The organism is Nostoc sp. FACHB-190 (genome assembly GCF_014696905.1).
Lineage (GTDB): Bacteria > Cyanobacteriota > Cyanobacteriia > Cyanobacteriales > Nostocaceae > Nostoc_B.
This window is the reverse complement of record NZ_JACJQW010000002.1, coordinates 216,267-234,752: the sequence shown is the minus strand read 5'-3', so window position 1 is coordinate 234,752 and position 18,486 is coordinate 216,267. Positions and strand designations below refer to the sequence as shown.

17 protein-coding genes are annotated in these 18,486 nt (G+C 41.5%); 6 read left to right on the top strand and 11 right to left on the bottom strand.

Features of this window, described 5'->3' with window-relative positions:
• Window positions 1–147 precede the first annotated feature (147 nt).
• A complete protein-coding gene (gene hemH, locus H6G28_RS04010; protein ID WP_190669118.1) occupies window positions 148–1,314 on the bottom strand; it encodes a ferrochelatase in 1,167 nt (388 codons plus the stop codon).
• Between the two features lie 93 nt (window positions 1,315–1,407).
• Here hemH and H6G28_RS04005 point away from each other — a divergent pair, with 93 nt between their 5' ends.
• Window positions 1,408–2,031: a class I SAM-dependent methyltransferase gene (locus H6G28_RS04005; RefSeq protein WP_190669117.1), complete on the top strand. Its 624-nt coding sequence runs from the start codon at window positions 1,408–1,410 to the stop codon at window positions 2,029–2,031.
• Between the two features lie 157 nt (window positions 2,032–2,188).
• On the opposite strand, the gene coaBC is transcribed toward H6G28_RS04005, so the two are convergent.
• The 5 genes from coaBC to H6G28_RS03980 all read right to left on the bottom strand — a co-directional run bounded on the left by coaBC (window position 2,189) and on the right by H6G28_RS03980 (window position 7,578).
• Window positions 2,189–3,421: a bifunctional phosphopantothenoylcysteine decarboxylase/phosphopantothenate--cysteine ligase CoaBC gene (gene coaBC / locus H6G28_RS04000; protein WP_190669115.1), complete on the bottom strand. Its 1,233-nt coding sequence runs from the start codon at window positions 3,419–3,421 to the stop codon at window positions 2,189–2,191.
• Between the two features lie 55 nt (window positions 3,422–3,476).
• Complete coding sequence (gene isiD, locus H6G28_RS03995) at window positions 3,477–3,689, bottom strand: protein IsiD (RefSeq protein WP_062297109.1); 213 nt, start codon at window positions 3,687–3,689, stop codon at window positions 3,477–3,479.
• 153 nt (window positions 3,690–3,842) lie between these two features.
• Window positions 3,843–4,484, bottom strand: coding sequence for an alpha/beta hydrolase (locus H6G28_RS03990; RefSeq protein ID WP_190669113.1), 642 nt, complete (start codon window positions 4,482–4,484; stop codon window positions 3,843–3,845).
• 23 nt (window positions 4,485–4,507) lie between these two features.
• Window positions 4,508–6,436: a helicase-related protein gene (locus H6G28_RS03985; RefSeq protein WP_190669111.1), complete on the bottom strand. Its 1,929-nt coding sequence runs from the start codon at window positions 6,434–6,436 to the stop codon at window positions 4,508–4,510.
• A 47-nt stretch (window positions 6,437–6,483) separates the two neighbouring features.
• On the bottom strand, window positions 6,484–7,578 hold the full coding sequence (locus tag H6G28_RS03980) for a serine/threonine-protein kinase (protein WP_190590416.1): 1,095 nt from the start codon (window positions 7,576–7,578) through the stop codon (window positions 6,484–6,486).
• Between the two features lie 244 nt (window positions 7,579–7,822).
• Between H6G28_RS03980 and vapB the strand changes: the two genes are divergently transcribed.
• Window positions 7,823–8,038, top strand: coding sequence for a type II toxin-antitoxin system VapB family antitoxin (vapB, locus tag H6G28_RS03975; protein WP_190590327.1), 216 nt, complete (start codon window positions 7,823–7,825; stop codon window positions 8,036–8,038).
• Window positions 8,035–8,421: a type II toxin-antitoxin system VapC family toxin gene (locus H6G28_RS03970; RefSeq protein ID WP_190590326.1), complete on the top strand. Its 387-nt coding sequence runs from the start codon at window positions 8,035–8,037 to the stop codon at window positions 8,419–8,421. Before vapB ends, H6G28_RS03970 begins: the two co-directional genes overlap by 4 nt.
• 284 nt (window positions 8,422–8,705) lie before the next feature.
• Here the strand turns inward: H6G28_RS03970 and H6G28_RS03965 are convergent, their stop codons facing one another.
• From H6G28_RS03965 to H6G28_RS03955, 3 genes are all read right to left on the bottom strand, one after another.
• The gene (locus tag H6G28_RS03965; RefSeq protein WP_190669109.1) at window positions 8,706–10,940 is read right to left on the bottom strand and encodes a glycoside hydrolase family 57 protein; all 2,235 of its coding nucleotides are present in this window, start codon (window positions 10,938–10,940) and stop codon (window positions 8,706–8,708) included.
• A 136-nt stretch (window positions 10,941–11,076) separates the two neighbouring features.
• Window positions 11,077–11,307, bottom strand: a complete 231-nt coding sequence (locus H6G28_RS03960) for a NifU family protein (protein ID WP_062293460.1) — start codon at window positions 11,305–11,307, stop codon at window positions 11,077–11,079.
• A gap of 475 nt (window positions 11,308–11,782) precedes the next feature.
• The gene (locus H6G28_RS03955; protein ID WP_190669106.1) at window positions 11,783–12,361 is read right to left on the bottom strand and encodes an Alr1449 family protein; all 579 of its coding nucleotides are present in this window, start codon (window positions 12,359–12,361) and stop codon (window positions 11,783–11,785) included.
• Between the two features lie 82 nt (window positions 12,362–12,443).
• On the opposite strand from H6G28_RS03955, the gene ureE reads away from it, so the two are divergent.
• Together ureE and H6G28_RS03945 are read left to right on the top strand one after the other, a co-directional pair.
• Window positions 12,444–12,884, top strand: coding sequence for an urease accessory protein UreE (ureE, locus tag H6G28_RS03950; RefSeq protein WP_190669301.1), 441 nt, complete (start codon window positions 12,444–12,446; stop codon window positions 12,882–12,884).
• Window positions 12,862–13,551, top strand: a complete 690-nt coding sequence (locus H6G28_RS03945; protein WP_190669104.1) for an urease accessory protein UreF — start codon at window positions 12,862–12,864, stop codon at window positions 13,549–13,551. Before ureE ends, H6G28_RS03945 begins: the two co-directional genes overlap by 23 nt.
• 486 nt (window positions 13,552–14,037) lie before the next feature.
• Here the strand turns inward: H6G28_RS03945 and H6G28_RS03940 are convergent, their stop codons facing one another.
• Window positions 14,038–15,969 (bottom strand): hybrid sensor histidine kinase/response regulator, encoded by a 1,932-nt coding sequence (locus H6G28_RS03940; protein ID WP_190669103.1) that lies wholly within the window; start codon window positions 15,967–15,969, stop codon window positions 14,038–14,040.
• Between the two features lie 909 nt (window positions 15,970–16,878).
• Here H6G28_RS03940 and H6G28_RS03935 point away from each other — a divergent pair.
• Entirely contained in the window at window positions 16,879–17,286 is a 408-nt protein-coding gene (locus H6G28_RS03935) for a response regulator (protein ID WP_190590321.1), read from the top strand.
• A 118-nt stretch (window positions 17,287–17,404) separates the two neighbouring features.
• On the opposite strand, the gene cdf31 is transcribed toward H6G28_RS03935, so the two are convergent.
• Window positions 17,405–18,295 carry a CDF family zinc efflux transporter Cdf31 gene (gene cdf31, locus H6G28_RS03930; RefSeq protein WP_190669101.1) on the bottom strand — a complete coding sequence of 297 codons (891 nt, stop codon included), beginning with the start codon at window positions 18,293–18,295 and terminating at the stop codon, window positions 17,405–17,407.
• Between the last annotated feature and the right edge of the window lie 191 nt (window positions 18,296–18,486).

Below are 18,486 nucleotides of genomic sequence, written 5' to 3'. Positions count from 1 at the left end.
CTTTCCAAAAAATATTCCTTTCTAGTACAACACGACGGAAATAAAGATACTATTTCAAGTTAGTTAAAAGCTTGTGATCTAAGCTTTTTGACTTTTAACTTTTAACTTTTGACTTCCGCGTAGCCGTACTAGCCCCCAGCCCCTTTCTTATTGCAAAAGTCCAATCATGTGTAATAAACCATGACCAGTCACTAACTCAATAATTAAAGCAATAAAACCTAACATCGCAATTCGACCATTCCAAACTTCTGCACTGGTAGTCATACCCCATTCCCAACTTTCGGGGGGATACATCTTCACCCTTTTTTTCATTTGGGCTGCTTGTGACAGCTTGAAGTTGGGTTGTTCCAGTGCTTCAATGACTAAATCAGCCAAGGCGCGAATAAATACGGGGTGAGTATTGGGTGCAGGTGCGCGACGGAAGTTGTGAATTCCGGCTTCTTCAGCGATTTCTCGATATTCAATGTCAATTTCTTGCAGCGTCTCGATGTGTTCGGAGACAAAACTGATGGGTACAACCACGATATCTTGTACGCCTTGTGCGCCCAATTCCTTCAACGCATCTTCTGTATAAGGTTGTAGCCATTCTACAGGGCCGACACGGCTTTGATAAGCCAAAGTGTGAGCATTCGGACGGTTGAGGGTTTGCATAATTAAGTATGTGCATTCCTCAATTTCTTGCTGATAGGGGTCGCCTGCTTCTTCTACATAGCTTTTTGGTACACCGTGGGCGCTAAAGAAGATATGTACATCATCAGGGTTAGGACATTGGTCTATTTCCTGGGCGATGAGTTCCGCCATTGCTTTGAGGTAGTTACGCTGTTTATACCAAGAAGGAATGACGGTGTATTCAAGATTTTGCAGTTTGGGGTCTTCTTGCCAAAGTTTTTCTAATAACCGGAAGCTAGAACCACTGGTACTGATAGAAAATTGCGGATAAAGAGGCAGAATTACCAGTTTGTCAATTTCATCTTGGGTAAGCTGGGCGATCGCTTCTTCTGTATAAGGATGCCAGTACCGCATACCCACATAGATGTTAGCCTCTTTACCCAAATCACTCAACTGTTCTCTTAAAGCTTCTCCTTGGGCTTCTGTAATTCGCCGCAAAGGAGAACCACCACCAATTTGTTTATAATTTTCTTGGGATGTTTTCACGCGCCGGGAGGCAATAAACCAAGCTAAGGGCTTTTGCAACCAGCGAAATGGTAGGCGAATGATTTCGGGATCAGAAAATAAATTGAACAAAAATGGCCCAACGTCCTCTAATTTATCGGGGCCACCGAGATTGAGTAATAAAACGCCTACACGACCCATAGCAGTTATTTTCCCCCAACCTTTTCAGATTTTTTACTAATGTTAACAATATATCTTTATTAAATATAAAGCTTAACAGTCAGGAACGGTGCAATGGCCACAATTTTACGAGATTTAAGTTACCGCTATCAATGGTTATATGATGCTATTTCCCGCGTAGCAGCTATCAGCGTCGGTGGAGAAAGCCGTTTTCGCCAACTTGCCTTACAAGGCTTAACAATTCATTCAGATACTCAGGTATTAGATTTATGTTGTGGTAGTGGGCAATCTACACAGTTTTTAGTAAAAATGTCACAAAATGTAACAGGATTAGATGCCTCACCAAAATCTTTGCAAAGGGCTAGACAAAATGTCCCGGAAGCCTCATATATAGAAGCCTTTGCTGAAAATATGCCCTTTGCGGAGAATTCTTTTGATGTGGTACATACCAGCGCCGCATTACATGAAATGCACACTGCACAATTACGACAAATTCTGCAAGAAGTTTATCGAGTCCTAAAACCAGGCGGTGTGTTTACATTAGTCGATTTTCATGCACCGAATAATCCCATATTTTGGACTGGTGTCTCAGTGTTTTTACTATTATTTGAAACAGAAACAGCTTGGGAGTTAATCAAAACCGATTTACCAGAGTTATTAAAGGAAATTGGCTTCCAAGTAGAGAAGACGCAATTATATGCAGGCGGTAGCTTACAAGTGATTCAAGCAAAAAAATAACCGCTTACTAAACAAACTTTCTCTAACTCTTTGCGCCTTTGCTTACTGAGCGACTTGTACCGAGCGAAGTCGAGGTAAGTCGAAGTATGCGCCTTTGCGTGAGGTAAAAGATTTTAATAATTAACCGCAGATGAACGCAGATGGACGCAGATAAAAATCAAGCATCTCGACTCATCACAAAATCAAATAGATGATGCGCCATTTCCAACTTAGAACAATGGGCAATTTCTAACTGATGATTCTGCCCATCTAAAAATATGGCTTGATTGTTGTTACTCCCAAAACCACTATCCGGTTGATCTATAGGATTAGCAACAATCACATCTAATTTCTTAGTCTGCAACTTTTCCTTTGCAGGTGTGATGATATCTCCCGACTGTGCAGCAAAACCAATTAATAACTGATGTGGTTGCTTGAGTTGGGCTAATTGGGCAACAATATCAGGTACAGGTTCTAGAGGTAAAGCTTGGGGGAGCGATCGCTTGGGCAATTTCTCTGTACTATAATCTTTAGGCTTGACATCAGCCACAGCTGCTGACATCACAATCAAATCAGCATTCGGTAAATATTCCAACATTACCTGCTGCATTTCCTCGGCTGAAATCACAGGTATAGCTTGCACACCCAAAGGTACATCCCAACTAGCTACACCATGTACTAAAGTCACATTTGCACCACGATGTAATGCGGCTTGTGCCAACGCCAAACCCATCTTACCCGTAGAAGGATTACCAATAAATCTTACTGGGTCAAGATACTCTCGCGTTCCCCCAGCACTAATTAAGATGCGTTTACCAACTAAATCTCGCTTACCGCCAGTATGTAACAAAGATTGAACACGGGTGACAATTTCTGCTGGTTCCGCCATTCTACCAGCACCGATGCGATCGCACGCCAGTAACCCCGATGCGGTACTCATCCCATGATAACGGCTGTCTGTTAACAACTGCTGCCAATTACGCTGCACCGTCAACTGTTCCCACATATCCGTATTCATCGCCGGCGCTAACAATACAGGACAAGTCGAAGCTAACACCGTATTCGTCAGCAAATTATCCGCCATCCCATAGGTTAACTTAGCCAATGTATTCGCTGTTAAAGGCGCAATTACAATTAAATCTGCCCATTCTCCCAACTCAATATGCAACGGACGGGAGTGAGTTGGTTGCCAAAAATCATCATCTGTATAAGCTGGATGACGGGAGAGGGTAGCTAAAGTCAGAGGTGTAATAAATTCTTGCGCTGAACGGGTGAGAATAACGCGAACTTCTACCCCACCTTTAAACAGCGTCGAAACCACCTCACAAACTTTATAGGCGGCGATACCGCCGCCTACACAAACAAGAACCCTGTTGTTACGTTTTTCGCTTGAGGACTGAAGATTAGACATCAGAAAAAAATATGAAGGCTGAAATTAATTTCATACTTCATACTTTAGACTTTATCTAAGCTTCATCGTAAGGTTCTAAATCTAAGAGGTAGATATAGGGTTCAACTAATTCTGGACGCTGAAAGGCGATCGCTCGGAGTAGATGCCAATCGTTCAAACCTTCAAAAGCATTGCTATAATTATCAAGTTCCAGACGCGTAGCTAAGTCTTCCACATCTGCTGCGGTCATGGCAGCAATTTCATTTCTGGAAATGCCTAGAGTCTTCATAATGCTTGCCCCTCCCTTATGCAGCATTTGCATCCAGCTTGGGTAAAGTTGCGCTTGACGCAACCACCCAATCTATATTACTCATTAGACGGCATTTCTTTCGTAAAAATTTGCATGATTTTTACCATAATTGTAAAAAATTTGTATTTAACGCTACCCAATTGTCTTTAAAACAAAATTTCGTAACGCTTCTAACATTTGCAGATTAATTTCATGCCCCGCCTCAAATTCCCGGTAATCAACGGTAAAGCCTAGAGACTGTAAGATTTCCCGCGTTTTTAAGGCTGCTTGCAATGGCACAACTTCATCTTGAGTACCGTGCATCACTAAAGTCGGCGGAATATCCTTCTGTTCTGTTGGTACTGCATCAGGATGTAAATATCCACTCATCACCACTAAACCAGCCAGGGGTAACTTTAAACCCACTTCTAAAGTCATCGCCCCACCTTGCGAAAAGCCACACAAAATTGTCCGTGATAAAGGTATGCCAGTGCTGCTTTCTAAAGATTGCAAAAAGTCAGTGAGTAATTGCCGACTTTCTGGCAAACCCTCATACATATTTTCCATTCGCAAGTCATACCACGCCTTACCCACAGCAGAATAAGGATGGGGATAAGGTGCATTGGGAAACACAAACTGGTAATTCGGTAACTGGAAATAAGGTAATAAAGATGCGACATCCTCAGCATTAGCACCCCAACCGTGCAAAGCCACAATTAAGCCAACCGGGGGTTGAGAATTAGCCGAGGGGACATTGATAAATTGTAAAGACAGATGCTTGCTCCTGAAATTCAACTCTTCTCAATTGTCTAAGAATTTTACTCTGCTTCATCTTCTAGCAGAATGGTATTGAGAAGATTGAGTTCATTGGATGCCATAAAGTAGCGATCGCTAAACACTGTTTCTAATTGTGTAAAAATCCGTCTACCTGCCACAGCTACCCAAGGAAATGTGCGATAGTGAGGGACTACGGGAATGATTAAGCCTTGAGGAGTTAAAGAACGTCCTAGCGCACTTCTCCAAGCTTGCGGATCTTGTAATACTTGTTGACGGGTATCATCTTCTGATTGTTCGTTCCAGAAATGGGGATAGTCTAGTGGTAAGCCAATAACTATGTTTTTGGTTTTCAACGCTTGAATTGTGGAAGATTCAATCACAAATCCTTCTTGTTCCCGACTTAAGAGCTTATATAATTCGTTAGCTGGACGTTTGAGTTTTGATGGAAATTTGAATTTCTTACTTTCAGCAATTTCTTTTAGACAGCCTAAAAGACGACTGCTATTTTGTTTAATATCAGATTTCCATGCTTCAAAACTAAATATTTCTTCAGTTTTGCGATCGCTCCAATCTTCTATCCAGAAAGGGCCTATACAAGTTAGACTATCGGGTATCTCTAGTGCATCATGATCTAAAGATGGCAGTAAAGAACTCTGAAGCCTAGACACAGCTTTCACTAAAGCTTGTAAGGTTTGATAATTTGCATAGGACTTGGCATTTTTTTCGGATGATTGACCTCTTAAATCGAAATGTTTAAAGATGCTTGTAGATAACTGTTCCGCCCTTTTAACAATTGCTTTTGCTTCTTGAGGATGACTATCGCTAATAAAAACTTTGGCTTCACGCAAGAAATCTAATAAATCATCAGACATCAAACGCAATAATTCTTCATCCCCAACAGAGCCAACGGGTACAAATGCAATTCTATTTTTATTCAGTCCTGCATCGCCTTTAATGCGGGTAAGAATTGTAGAGCGTAACATTACCAGCAAAGTTAATAAATCACTGGACTGACGCAACCATAGTCTTTTAGGGTCGATATCCTCTCGTTCAATGATGAAATCATTGATGAGCATAACTAACCGTCTTGCTTTGTTATCTCCAGAAACTTCTTCTCCAGTTTCTAGATGTGTATACATTCCTCGACCACGGTAAATTAATTGGGCGACTTCCATTAAAGCGGCTTCAATATTAAATCGGGGAATTGCAGCGATGATGCAATCTGTTTTTGGGAAGGAAACACCTCTTGCGCCTGAAGAAGTCATCAGGAAAACTCGAACTTCATCCCGTCGTGGCGGCTTGACTAATGTCAATCGCTGATCGGGTGATACACTTTGATCCAAAACCTCTACGTCTTTTTTGTTTAGGAGAGCTTCTTTACCAGTAGTCAATTTTTCCTGTAATTGACGTAAAAAAGCTTTATCCTGAGCGAAGAAAATTAGCTGCTCTGCACCTTTGTTTAACCCATCCTTGATTTCTATGTAGGCATTTGTTAGGGTCTCTTCTTCTGATTTTTCTCGAATTGCTTGTCTAATTGTCTGCTCTGTACCGTCACTATTTTGTCCTGGTTTAATAGGAGACAACCTAATACTGTAATCAATGGTGAGTTTACTGGCGGGGTAGCTATTTGTCATGACGTGTAGCGTTGGGTGTTTTTTGGGGCCAATTTTAGTAGAAGTCCCTGTCACCCGAAAAGATTCTTCCCTTCGACTTTGACTAATTAAAACTTTATCAGGAGCGCGATCGCCTGAGTTCAAAAAGCTATCCAACACAACTTCATTACTGAGTGAAGCATCAGCCAGAATCAGCACAATTTTAAATGGAGATTGATTTGTCTCAAACGGTTTAATAAATTGCTGTTCCAACCATTCTGCTAACTTACGCACAAAGGGTGCGCCTGCACCATCACCAGCGAGTTCATCCACCATGACAACTATAGTGGGAATCCGCGCTGCAAATGCTGAAGGCAATCGTTTTTGGCGAGATGAGATTTAGGGATAAGGGAGATGCTTAATATTTAGACTGAAGTTAAGTAAGAATTTAACTGACGGTGCAATTGTTTATGGTTGAGTTTAGCTTTCCATTCTCGAATTGCGATCGCAGTTTTGGCTGTCGGTGAAATGTATGTTTGTTGGGTTGGTTTTGGTTCGGGTTGAGGCTGGAATGTTCGCAGGGGTTTTGTAGTTAAACAGTTACTTAAATTAGGTAAATTCTTCTCTAGATTTAATGCTTTAATCACATCATCTACAGTCTTGAAGCGATCGTCTAAGGAAAACCTCACCATTTTTCCTAAAATCCGGGCAAAGTGATCACTAATATTCACTTCTTTTTGCCAGCTAATTTCCCCTGTGGATGTATCATGTTCAAAGTCTAAAGGCCCTTTACCAGTTAATAAATACAGACAAGTGACTCCCACTGCATAGATATCACTGGCGTAAACTGGCCGCAATGCAAACTGTTCTGGTGGTGCAAATCCCATAGTCCCGACAAAATTAGTTGTTGCTGTTTTGTAACCAGAATCTTCAGAAATATCAACTAACTTTTCTTTAACTGCACCAAAATCAATCATCACCAATCTTTGGTCATCTTCACAACGCAACAAGTTTTGGGGCTTAATATCTCGATGAATTACCCGATTTTGATGGATATATTGCAATATCGGCAGAATTTCTTGTAAAAACTGCTTCACTTCGGCTTCAGTTTTCACGCCATTACGTCTGACTTCTCGCGCTAAAGTACAACCCCGCACATATTCCTGCACTAAATAAAACTCACCATTTTTTTCAAAGTAGTCTAACAGCATAGGGACTTGCGAATGACTACCAAGTTGCGCTAGGGTTTTGGCTTCTTGTTCAAATCTCTGACAAGCTTTTTCCCAACTTTTGGTACTGGTGGTTTTTGGGCAGAGTTGTTTAATTACACATAAAGGACTTCCTGGTAAGCGGGCGTTTCTGGCTAAAAAGGTAATGCCAAAGCCACCTCTACCTAAAATTCGCAATATCATATAGCGATCGCGGAATAGCTGCGTAGAACCACACAATTGAGCCAGTTGATTTCTTTGTAAACTGTACTCGTCTGGAAAATGGGTAATGTTTTCAGAAAAGCGATTCATGGTTTTCAAACAGCTACTCTGCATTGTTTTCAATGTAACTTTAAAAATATTTTTTTGCCAGTATCATTACTGCATGTTTGTAAAACTTTTTCAAAGTCTTCTATCGCCCAACACTTGATGCTCTCAAGTGGAACAACAAAAACAGTTGAGGGATGCAGTAGAATAACTCAACTTTTAGACCTGTGCTAGTCAGTAAGTCACGGTTCCCTTTGCTAAAATTAGAGGTGTCTATAAAGGCGGTCTGATGCTTGAAACCACCATCCTTGAACACCTCAAACAACTACCTGAATCTCTCCAGCAAGAAGTCTTACACTACACTCAATTTCTCCTGGCAAACCACGTCAAAACCAAATCTGTCTCCCCAAAACGTCAAGCTGGCTTCCTCAAAGGCACTTTTAGCTTACCCCTACCAGAAGACTTCGATGAGCCTTTGGATGATCTGAAGGAATACATGGAATGACGGCATTACTGTTGGACACTCACGCTTTTATCTGGTATTCAGAAGATGATCCTAACTTGCCTGACTCACTCAAAGCAGAGATTGATCATACAGAGCGCGTTTATCTCAGCATCGCCACATTATGGGAAATTGCGATCAAGCTTAACCTCGGTAAACTCTCACTTCAGGCAAATTACGAATTAATTGAAGCTAGTTTAGAGCCTGCTGGAATCAACCTCCTGCCGATCGCTTTTGCTGACACGATACAAATCCTCAAACTCCCACTCCATCACCGTGATCCGTTTGATCGCATTCTAATTGCCCAAGCAATACGCCATAATTTGGTGATCGTCAGTCGTGATCGTGCATTTGCGGCTTATCCAGTACAACTGTTGTGGACATAAAAATTTTGGCGTTGCATAAATGCGGGATGAAATCATAAAATTCCACTTTTAAAACTCTTGCTCTTTGCGCCTTTGCGCGGCAGTCGCTTCAAGTCGGCAGAGCCGCCCAACGCGCTGCCTTGCCTTTGCGTGAGACAAAAATCATCCCCGTAATCAGCAACGCCAAAATTTTTTGCTCAAAGCGTCAAGCTCTGGACTCGAACGTTTTAATAACAGATACACCCAACAAAGCATAAAGACTGAAGCAGTTGTTTCATACTTCAGCCTTCATACCTGATATTTTCCTACGGTACTTCAATCGGAATCAAAGCATTTTCTGGCAAATAGTCGGAGAAACGCCCATTATCAGCCAGCACTAAAACCAAACGCAGGGGATAATCAGGTGGAACTTGCAAATCTGCCCAAGGTACTGATAATTCTAAACAAGTATCTAAAGCTACTTGGGCGCGGCTAAAGCGGGGTTGCCATTGATAATCTTCTGCGGCTTCGCGGAATTGTACTGATTGTGTGAGTAAATTAATTTCCAAATGGTGATGATACAAATAATTGACTGGTGCTTGCTGCGGCACATCTTTTAAGGGAATTGGGCTATTGTGCATGGTTTTATCAGGATAGAACCACAGCAAATTTAACTCTGGCGGTAATTCCTGTCCTGGTTTGACACCACTTTTGAAGTCTAACCGGATATAAAAGTTGAGGTGATCTACCCCATACCAAAGTCGTTGGATGAGGCTGCTGTTGTGCATTGTGCCTCTCGCACCACCAACTTCGATTCTGCCGGCTTTGTCCCAATCTTGTTCGTCACCACGGCCGTCAATGACGGGGTGAATAAAGCTTTCTGGAAGATGGTTGGCACGAATTTCATGTACTTCTACAGCTTGATAGAGATAGGCTGGTACGGGTTCGTTTAAGGCTTTGTAAATGCCAGCCAGATGCTCTCGAAATAATTCATCAAAAATGGCATCTTGATTGGAAGAATGTCCTTCGCCAAACCACCAAAACCAGTCTGAACCTTCAGCAGCGTACAAAGCTTCCCAGGCGGCTGGGTTAGTTTCTTCGGTGGCTTCTGGATGGCTGGCTAACACGGCTCTGGCTTGGGTGAGGTAGTCCCAAGCTTTATTTTTTGCTGGGTCGCCAATCCAGGTGGTAAAACTACCATCTACCCAAGAACCACTGTGTAATTGCTCTTGGGGAATGGTGGCTGTGGGTGGGAATTTTTCAATAAATTCCGAGACGGTGACAAGTTGCAATTGGGGGTCATTGCTGAGATTGTGATACAAAGCTTCCAGGAACAGTTTGCCGTCTTGGGGATAAAATTCCCAACAATTTTCGCCATCTAAAGCAATGGTGACTAACCAAGGTTGGTCGCTGGGGTTTTCGCGTTGCTTTTTGGCGATCGCTTGCAGATGTGCCACTAAGTTGGCGGCGGCTTGTTTCGGCTGCATTGAACCGTAGGTAAAGCCAATTAAATCAGACAATCTATGGTCGCGGAAAACAATCGCTAAATCACCTGCTGGAGTTGTTAAGCGATAAGGGCGATACAGCACTTCTGGTTGCTGGACGTTCCCTGCACCATCCCGATGGAAGAAGTGTCGCAATGTCCAACCCAAGACCGCCTCGTCTGAGCAAATCCACTTAAATCCTTGTTTAATAATATACGGCAATACTTCTGGACTTACAGATTGTTCCGAAGGCCATAAACCTCTGGGTTCTTGACCAAAACGCTCTGTATACATATCCCAGGCTTTGCGTAGGTGGCGGGGAATGTCTTCTGCCCATTGAAAACGATGCTCTGGTAAGGTCATATTCGGCACTGCTACCCGACCAGAGTTAGTATCAGCCAGCAAAGGCATAATCGGGTGAGTGTAGGGCGTGGTTGTGACTTCTAATTGCCCTGTTTGCTGCATTTTCCGGTGTTGGGGAATAATGCGACTTAATATTTGGCGTTGTTTGGCGTAAATTTGCTGGCGATCGCTTAAACTAAAATTCCGCCCTTGTTTTAACCAAGCAGCAATTTCTGGGTCATCCCAAAACAAAGGATCTATCCAAGCTAAATTGTGCCAAGCCAGCAAATCGCTGTAATCCTGCACACCCCAATTTGCTAAACACCAAGCTTGTCCTTTGTCTTGCCTTTGTTGATATAACTCAGCATAACGGGGATGCGGATCAATCAAGGTGTGGTGATTGGCATCAAAGAAATGTTGGACAATAAATTCGTGCTGTTCTCTGGTTAGTTGTTCAGCAGCAGTTAAGCTGGCTGTTAAATAAGGGTCAAAAGCTGTACCAGCAATGTAATCTTCTAATTGCAATATCAAAGAAGGTACCAAATTCACCGTTTGGTGTAACTTGGGATATTGTTCCAGGATTAATATTAAATCTAAATAATCTTTAGTGCCGTGTAAGCGTACCCAAGGTAGCTTGTATTGTTGGGTAGATGAAAGTGAAACGCCGCTGTCAGGAGATTTGTACAGCGGCTGATGTTGATGCCAAATAAAGGCAACATAAAGTGGATGGGACATAATCGGTAATGATTAAAGATTAGGGATGAGGACTTAGGGATTTATAAAATGAAAAGTTTAAAGGCAAAAGTAAAAAGCGTTAAATTTTGACTTTTTACTTTTGACCTTTGACTTTTTACTTCTGATCCCTCAGTCCCTAAATTACTTGTTCAACTTCAGCAATTTCGGGAATCATTTCCTTAAGGCGGCGTTCCAGACCCATTCTCAGGGTCATTGTGGAGCTAGGACAAGAACCACAAGCACCTTGTAACCGTAATCTGACCACAGGGCCATCAAGTTCTACAAGTTCCACGTTACCGCCATCAGACATCAAATAAGGGCGCATTTCATCTAAAACGGTTTCTACGTTGTCAATTGTCAATTCCATTGTTTTAGACCTGTGAAGTTAGTGATGGTGATGAGGTATGAGTTTTTCGTAGATTTTTGGCACTACTAGCAACTCAATACCCACAGCTTTGTTTTTTAGCTTTGTTAAATCAATCCTAGATCCAATTGTCGCTAGATTGCTTGGCGTAGTTTTACCTTTGTTGTTTGACACAAAACAATCACTAGCGACTCAACAGCTAACATCCAGCCCTGTGACGGGATTCGTGAACTTACTAGTTAATCGAAGTGAAATACATCATAACTTTACCTTACTCCCCAGGCATATATATAGTGTTTTCATATACAGTCACAAAAATTGGGTGTGGGGAGTGTGGGGAGTGTGGGAAGTGTGGGTGTGGGGGAAAGAAAATCTTGCTGTCAGTTCTCCACTCTACTTTTCTGTAACCAAAAAAGTGCTGAATTAAAAAGTGTATATTACTACTCAGCACTCAGCACTCAATACTCAGCACTCAGCACTAATCTGGAAAAGCTAAACCTGTTCTGGGATCGCGGATATATAGTCCTAGGGTGAGACTCCGCATCACTTCATCCCAAACGGGTGTTAACTGTTCGGCTTGGTCTGCCCAAAATTCAAAGGTAATTAAGCATTGTATATTTGAGCCTAAACCGATGCAAATTCGAGAAAAAGCTTCTCTTGGTTCGGCTTGGGTGTCAATAAATTTAAGTTCTGTCCACACAACTCTGGCGGTTTGGCGTTTGAGGGTGATAACTTCGCCTTTCTCAATGACATCGCGGCTGTCTTCTTCTACGATTTTCTTTAAGGTAGCTTTCAGGGGAAACAAACTCCAGTCGTGGGGTGGTAGGTGATTAAAAGATACTTCTAAACAGCAGTCATCTTTGGGTGGTTTTTTATCCATGAACTTGAAGGATTTTTCTTGGGGTTCAAATACCCAATTTTGGGGAACGTTGAAGCGCACAGCCCCCCGGTTAGCGACAAATATTTTATAGCCTGATGGAGATTCCCAGTGGTGGTCGGGTTGGAGATCAAGCGTTTCTTTAATCCACTGGAGATTGCTTTTTTTACGCTTTGCCATAGTTTTAGCGATCGCTCACTTCGTTAATAATATCAAATTAATGAATGTTGAATGTTTCGCGCAAAGGCGCAAAGGTGCAAAGATGATTTTGACTCAACGTAAACCACCAGATGCTAATGCTGTGGTGAGTTTAACTTTAGCACTGACGGCACAAGAACGGACTCGCAGCCGTCATCGGTTTGAAATGGAAAATGGTCAGGTTGTGTTTTTGCGTTTACCCAGGGGGACTGTGTTACGGGATGGCGATATTCTACAAGATGAAAATGATGGTAGTTTAATGAGAATTGTTGCGAAGCCAGAATCTGTGCTGACTGTCTCGGCTGCATCACCACTGTTGTTAATGCGAGCAGCATACCATCTGGGTAATCGTCATGTACCTGTGGAAATTACGCCGAGTTATTTGCGTTTGTCACCAGATAATGTTTTACAAACGATGTTGGTACAGTTAGGACTGGAAATTAAAGAAGAAATTGCACCGTTTCAGCCAGAATTAGGGGCTTATGGACACCATCACCCTCACTGATAGTCATTTTTTGGCGATTTTGCAGTTAGCCAGCCCCGCTTTACCTGTGGGCGCTTACAGTTATTCTGAGGGTTTGGAAACTTTGGTAGAACATGGCATTATTACCAATCAAGATAATTTAAAACATTGGCTAACCTCAGAGTTACGTTACGGCGCAATTCGGTTAGAGGCGGCGGTGATGTTACGGGCGGCTGAATCTACAAAGATGGGGAATGTTGAAACTCTCTGTTATTGGAATCGCTGGTTATCGGCGGCGAGAGAAACCCAAGAATTACGCAACTCTAGTTGGCAGATGGGGCGATCGCTTGTGCAATTACTTGGTAAACTACAGCCAGAGTTACTCTCAACTATTCATAGTCTGGGTAATCGTTGCAATTATGCAGTTGCTTTTGGCATTGCTGTTGCTCATTGGCAAATTCAACCCAATGCTGCTTTACTCGCATATCTCCATAGTTGGGCTACTAATCTCATCACCGCCGGAATCAAACTCATTCCCCTCGGACAAACCGCCGGACAAGAATTATTACTCGGTTTACAGCCCTTAATGAGTGCAACTGTTCAAGAAATTCTTGTGTTAGAGGATGATGAATTAAGTTGTTGTAGTTGGGGCTTATCTTTAGCCAGTATGCAGCATGAAACGCAGTATACGAGATTATTTAGAAGTTAAACATCACTGAATTTTAGAATCCCGCCTCGGCATCAATTCCGAGTCTCATAGTGCAAGTCATCTCAAGATTACTCAACCCAAAATGTATTCCAGTCCATGTTTTTTGGACTTTATACCATTTCACTCTAAACATGATACAGATAGGCAAGCAGCGCCTCGACTCCGCTCGGCGACCGGAAACAAAGGTGTAGAGGAAGTGATACCAAATTAAAAAATGATTGCGACAAATGGATGGCTCAAAAGCTTACCAATCAACCCTTACCCAATCCAAAATCTGTCTTGAAAAGTTTGCTCAAGTCGGGGAACCCGCCCACGCAACTTTTCGCAAAATCTAAAATCCAAAATGGTATGATTTGTATCAGTAATTTCGTGAATTGGTATTAGCTATCAGCCTGGAACTAAATTTCTAGGCGGGATGTGGTTGAACACGAGAATTTTTGGCTTGTGTGTACCCCGTAGCCCTGTCCTGATGTTTACTGGGGGAATTTACGGCAAAGGAAGTTTAATACTGAAAGTAGAACCTTGTCCTGCACCCAGACTGATAGCTTGGATCGTACCACCATGTAGTTCTATTAAATAACGAGCGATCGCCAAACCTAAACCTAAACCGCCTTGTTTGGGAGTCTGTTCATCTTGGCGGTAGCGTTCAAATATATAAGGTAAAAATTCTGGGCTAATTCCAATACCTGTATCAGAAACAGTTATTTCAATATGAGATTCTTGACGCAATAGTTTTACATCTATCCGTCCGCCGTTTGGGGTGAATTTAATGGCGTTGGAGAGTAAATTACCGAAAACTTGCAGCAAGCGATCGCCATCTCCAGTTATTGTTGATATGGACTGATCAATCACAGATTCAATGTGAATGTTTTTCGCCTGGGCGCTGGGGTAAGCCGCCTGAATAGATTGACTGACAATCGCCACTAAATAAACTTGTCTCAATTCTAGTTGTAACTTGCCTCGCAGAATCCGAGACATATTCAGCAAGTCTTCTAAAAGTTTCGCCTGTGATTGGGCGTTGCGTTCAATTGTTTCAAGGGCGTGGTTGATATTTTCGGGACTCATATTTCTCGTCCGCAGTAACTGTGTCCAGCCTAAAATCGCATTCAAAGGCGATCGTAAATCATGGGATACCATCGCCACAAACTCATCTTTTGCGCGGTTAGCAGCTTCCGCTTCCGCACGGGCGGCTTGTTCTAATTGCAACAATCGCTGACGTTCTGCTTCTACAAGTTTGCGTTCGGTGAGATCCAGCACAAAGCAAGCACTATAACCTCTGTGATCTGTATCATCAATTCGCGCAATTCCGACCAGCACCGACACACGCTGACCATCTTTACGAAAATATTCCTTCTCAAAAGGAGTACAAACCCCAGAAATCTTTAATTCTTCTACTTTTTGCTGATCAAGAGAGTGATATTCTAATGGAGTTAAAGTATCCCAACGCAGATTTCCAGCGATTAATTCTGCCCGACTGTAGTCTAACAATTCTAAAAAAGCATCATTAGCTTCATAAATCAGACCGCTAAAATCAGCAAAATAAATCCCAATCACATTCGACTCGACAATTCTGCGAAACTTGGTTTCACTTTTTTGCAGTGCAACTTCATGATGTTTGCGAGTAGTAATATCATAAGCTGTGCCGACAATTTGACGTGGCGAACCATCTGCGTTTCTGGTGAATACCGTATCTCGACTGTAAAACCAACACCATTGGCCATTTGCATGACGCATCCGGTATTCAAATTCCAAAATTTCGTTATTTTGAATTGTGGCAATTTTTTGCAGATGTAAAAAGAATAAAGGCAAATCATCAGGATACATTGTTTGTACCAAAAATTCCTGCCCCAAATCTTTAATTTGCTGGGAAGTATAACCTAGCAATCTATTAACTTGTCCATTCAGATATAGATTGCGTTGTTCTAGCAAATCATAAACATACAAAATTCCTGGGGTTGTTTCCGCAATGCGTTCGATGAATTGCTGACTTTCGCGCAACCGTGCTTCACTTTGCTGTAATTCTTGACGCAACTTAACTTGTGCGACTGCTGAGTGAATAGTTGAATGCAAACGTCCGGCTGTTGTTTGTCCTTTGACTAAATAATCATGAACCCCACTTTTCATCGCTTGGACAGCAATGGCTTCATTACCATACCCAGTCAACATCACCACGGCTGGAACGGGTTTGGCTAGTTTCAGCAATTCTGCCAAAAATTCTAGCCCATCCATATCTGGCAATAAAAAATCTAATAAAATGCAGTCTGTCGGAAATTGGCGATATATTTCTAAGGCTTTCTCTCCTGATGCTGATTCGAGAATATTGTAATTATATTCCTGGTCTTGCAGCAGATAGCGACGATAAGCCTCACGGTCTTCTGAGGAGTCATCAATAATTAAAATTGTCAGCAGTTGCACCATGACTAGTTGCTTGCAGCATCAGGGAAAATCAAAATATATAACCAACGAGTGATAAAAATTTTAAATCTTTATACCTATTGGTGGATATCAATTGGCGGAAAAATATAGACGTTCACACAATGTCGATAGCATATTGTATCTCTTTTGAATGAGAAACAGCAGTCAAGATAATTTAGATATGACGCACAAAGGTTGTCTGTGGAGATTGGATTTAGGGGTGTAAGGGTGTGAGGTATAAGGGTTTTGGATAAATACACCTCTACACCTTTACAGCCTTGCTGAAAGCCTTGATTTTTAGTTTTGATGCGTAATTCCTATAATTGTTGCATCGGGATGAGTTGGAGAATTTTAATTAATCCCAGCAAATTATATCATAAAAAGTATTATTTTTTACATCGGACTGATTTTGGTATCAGCAATAAGTTCTGACATCAAAATTTAAAATCTTGCTCTTATACAGCACTTTTGAAGTCAGTGAGGTACGCCATGAATATTAAGTAATGAGTAATAAGTAGTGAGTAATAAGTAAATTTTTTACTCATTACTCACTACTTATTACTTTTTTCCCATCAGTTGCTGTATCTCATAAACATTGAATCTGCTGTATATCTTAAGAAATAAGACTTTAGTTAGAGTATGATTCAGCTTAATCATCTGTTATATTAAACAGGATATTGATGAGAGTATTATTTATTTTATCTGTAAATAATTATTCACAAAAATTAATTAACATACTAAACAAAAAACCAGCAAATAAAAAGTATCCAATACTAATTATCGTAGATAAAATGAGTTTTTTTAGGTAAAATCTGCTGTGAAAGCAGTAAAATTATTAATAGTATGCTCGCTGAGGAAAAACAAAAATTTCGCTTGGAAAAATCAGCATTTTTCAATGTAAACGGAGATTGTATGGAAGCTCCTCTACCGCTTGCGGGCTTAAATGTTTTGGTAGTTGATGATGATGATGATAGCCGTTTTTACGTCACTACCGTGTTAGAAACAGATGGAGCCAATGTTGTTGCAGTAGCATCAGCCGCAGCTGCACTAGAAGTATTAATGACACTACAGCCAGAAGTTTTAGTATGTGATATTGCTATGCCGGAGGAAGATGGTTATACACTGATCCGCAAAGTACGATCGCTCAAACCAGACCAAGGAGGAAGAATCCCAGCGATCGCTTTAACCGCCTACGGTGATACAGAAGACCGTATCCGCGCCTTAGAAGCAGGTTTTCAAACTCATGTTGCAAAGCCAGTTGACCCAAATGAACTAGTGGCGATCGTAGTTAAGTCGGTAACTAAGTGTGAAAATTATTAGGTTAGAGGTTAGAGGTTAGAGGTTACAGGTTAGAGGTTAGAGGTTATAGGTAATATATCTCTCCCTTGTCTCCCTTGTCCCCCTTGTCCCCCTTGTCCCCCTTGTCCCCCACATCTCCCTAACTAAAACTAATCTGTTCAGATTTATACTCTGGCGGTTCGACGTGAATTAATATCCTCACAGGGTGAAAGCGTTCTTGCAAGAGTCTTTCTACATTTTCTGTGATCTGGTGTGCAGTTTCTACATCTGGTGCATCTACAATCAAGTGCATTTCGATGAAAACTTGCCTACCTAAAACGCCTCTAGAAGCAATATCATGGCAGTTTATTACTCCTGGTACAGAAGTGGCGATTTCATGGATTGCTTCTGGTGCGATCGCCATTTGATCTACCAGCCAAGGTAAATTAGCTTGTAACACTGACCAGCCACTCCAAAACACCAGCAAAGCCACAGGAAACGCCAACACTATATCTAACCATTGAAAACCCAGCCAAACCCCAATCAAACCAAAAATTACCGAAATCGTCACCCAAATATCGCTCATCGTGTGCATCGCATCAGCAATTAAAATTGGGCTACCTACACGCTGACCAACTCTCCGTTCGTAAAACGCCACAAAAATATTTACGCCCAAAACTATTAGTAATAACCACAACTCAGGCGGTGCAATTCTCACAGGTTCACCACCTTTTATAATCCGCTCAATTGCTCCTTGAAGAATTTCAAAGCAAGCTATCCCTAAAAATGCTGCAATTCCTAAAGCTCCCACCGCTTCAAATTTTTGGTGTCCGTAAGGATGTTCACGGTCAGGATGTGGCGAAGAAAATTTACTAGCAAATAATCCTAAAACATTATTGGCACTGTCTGTCACACTATGCAAAGCATCAGCTAATAAGCTTAAAGAACCAGTCCAATAACCCACAACAGCCTTTAACCCCATCACGAATAAATTTAGCAGCAGGGTAATTATTAAAACTTTTCTAACAGTCTGGCGATTATCGTAAGTCATAGATATTTTTTAACAGTAAGTTCTATGACTTATAAGTGTAAAACTCAAAATGTTAATTAGGTAAAATAACTTTTTGCTTGTTTAGAATTATTGTCTATATACCCTATAATATTTTGTCGTATTTGTTGCGATTAATTACACTTAATTTCTGCCATAAGCTTAGTATTATTAATGCCTCAACTTTTATCATC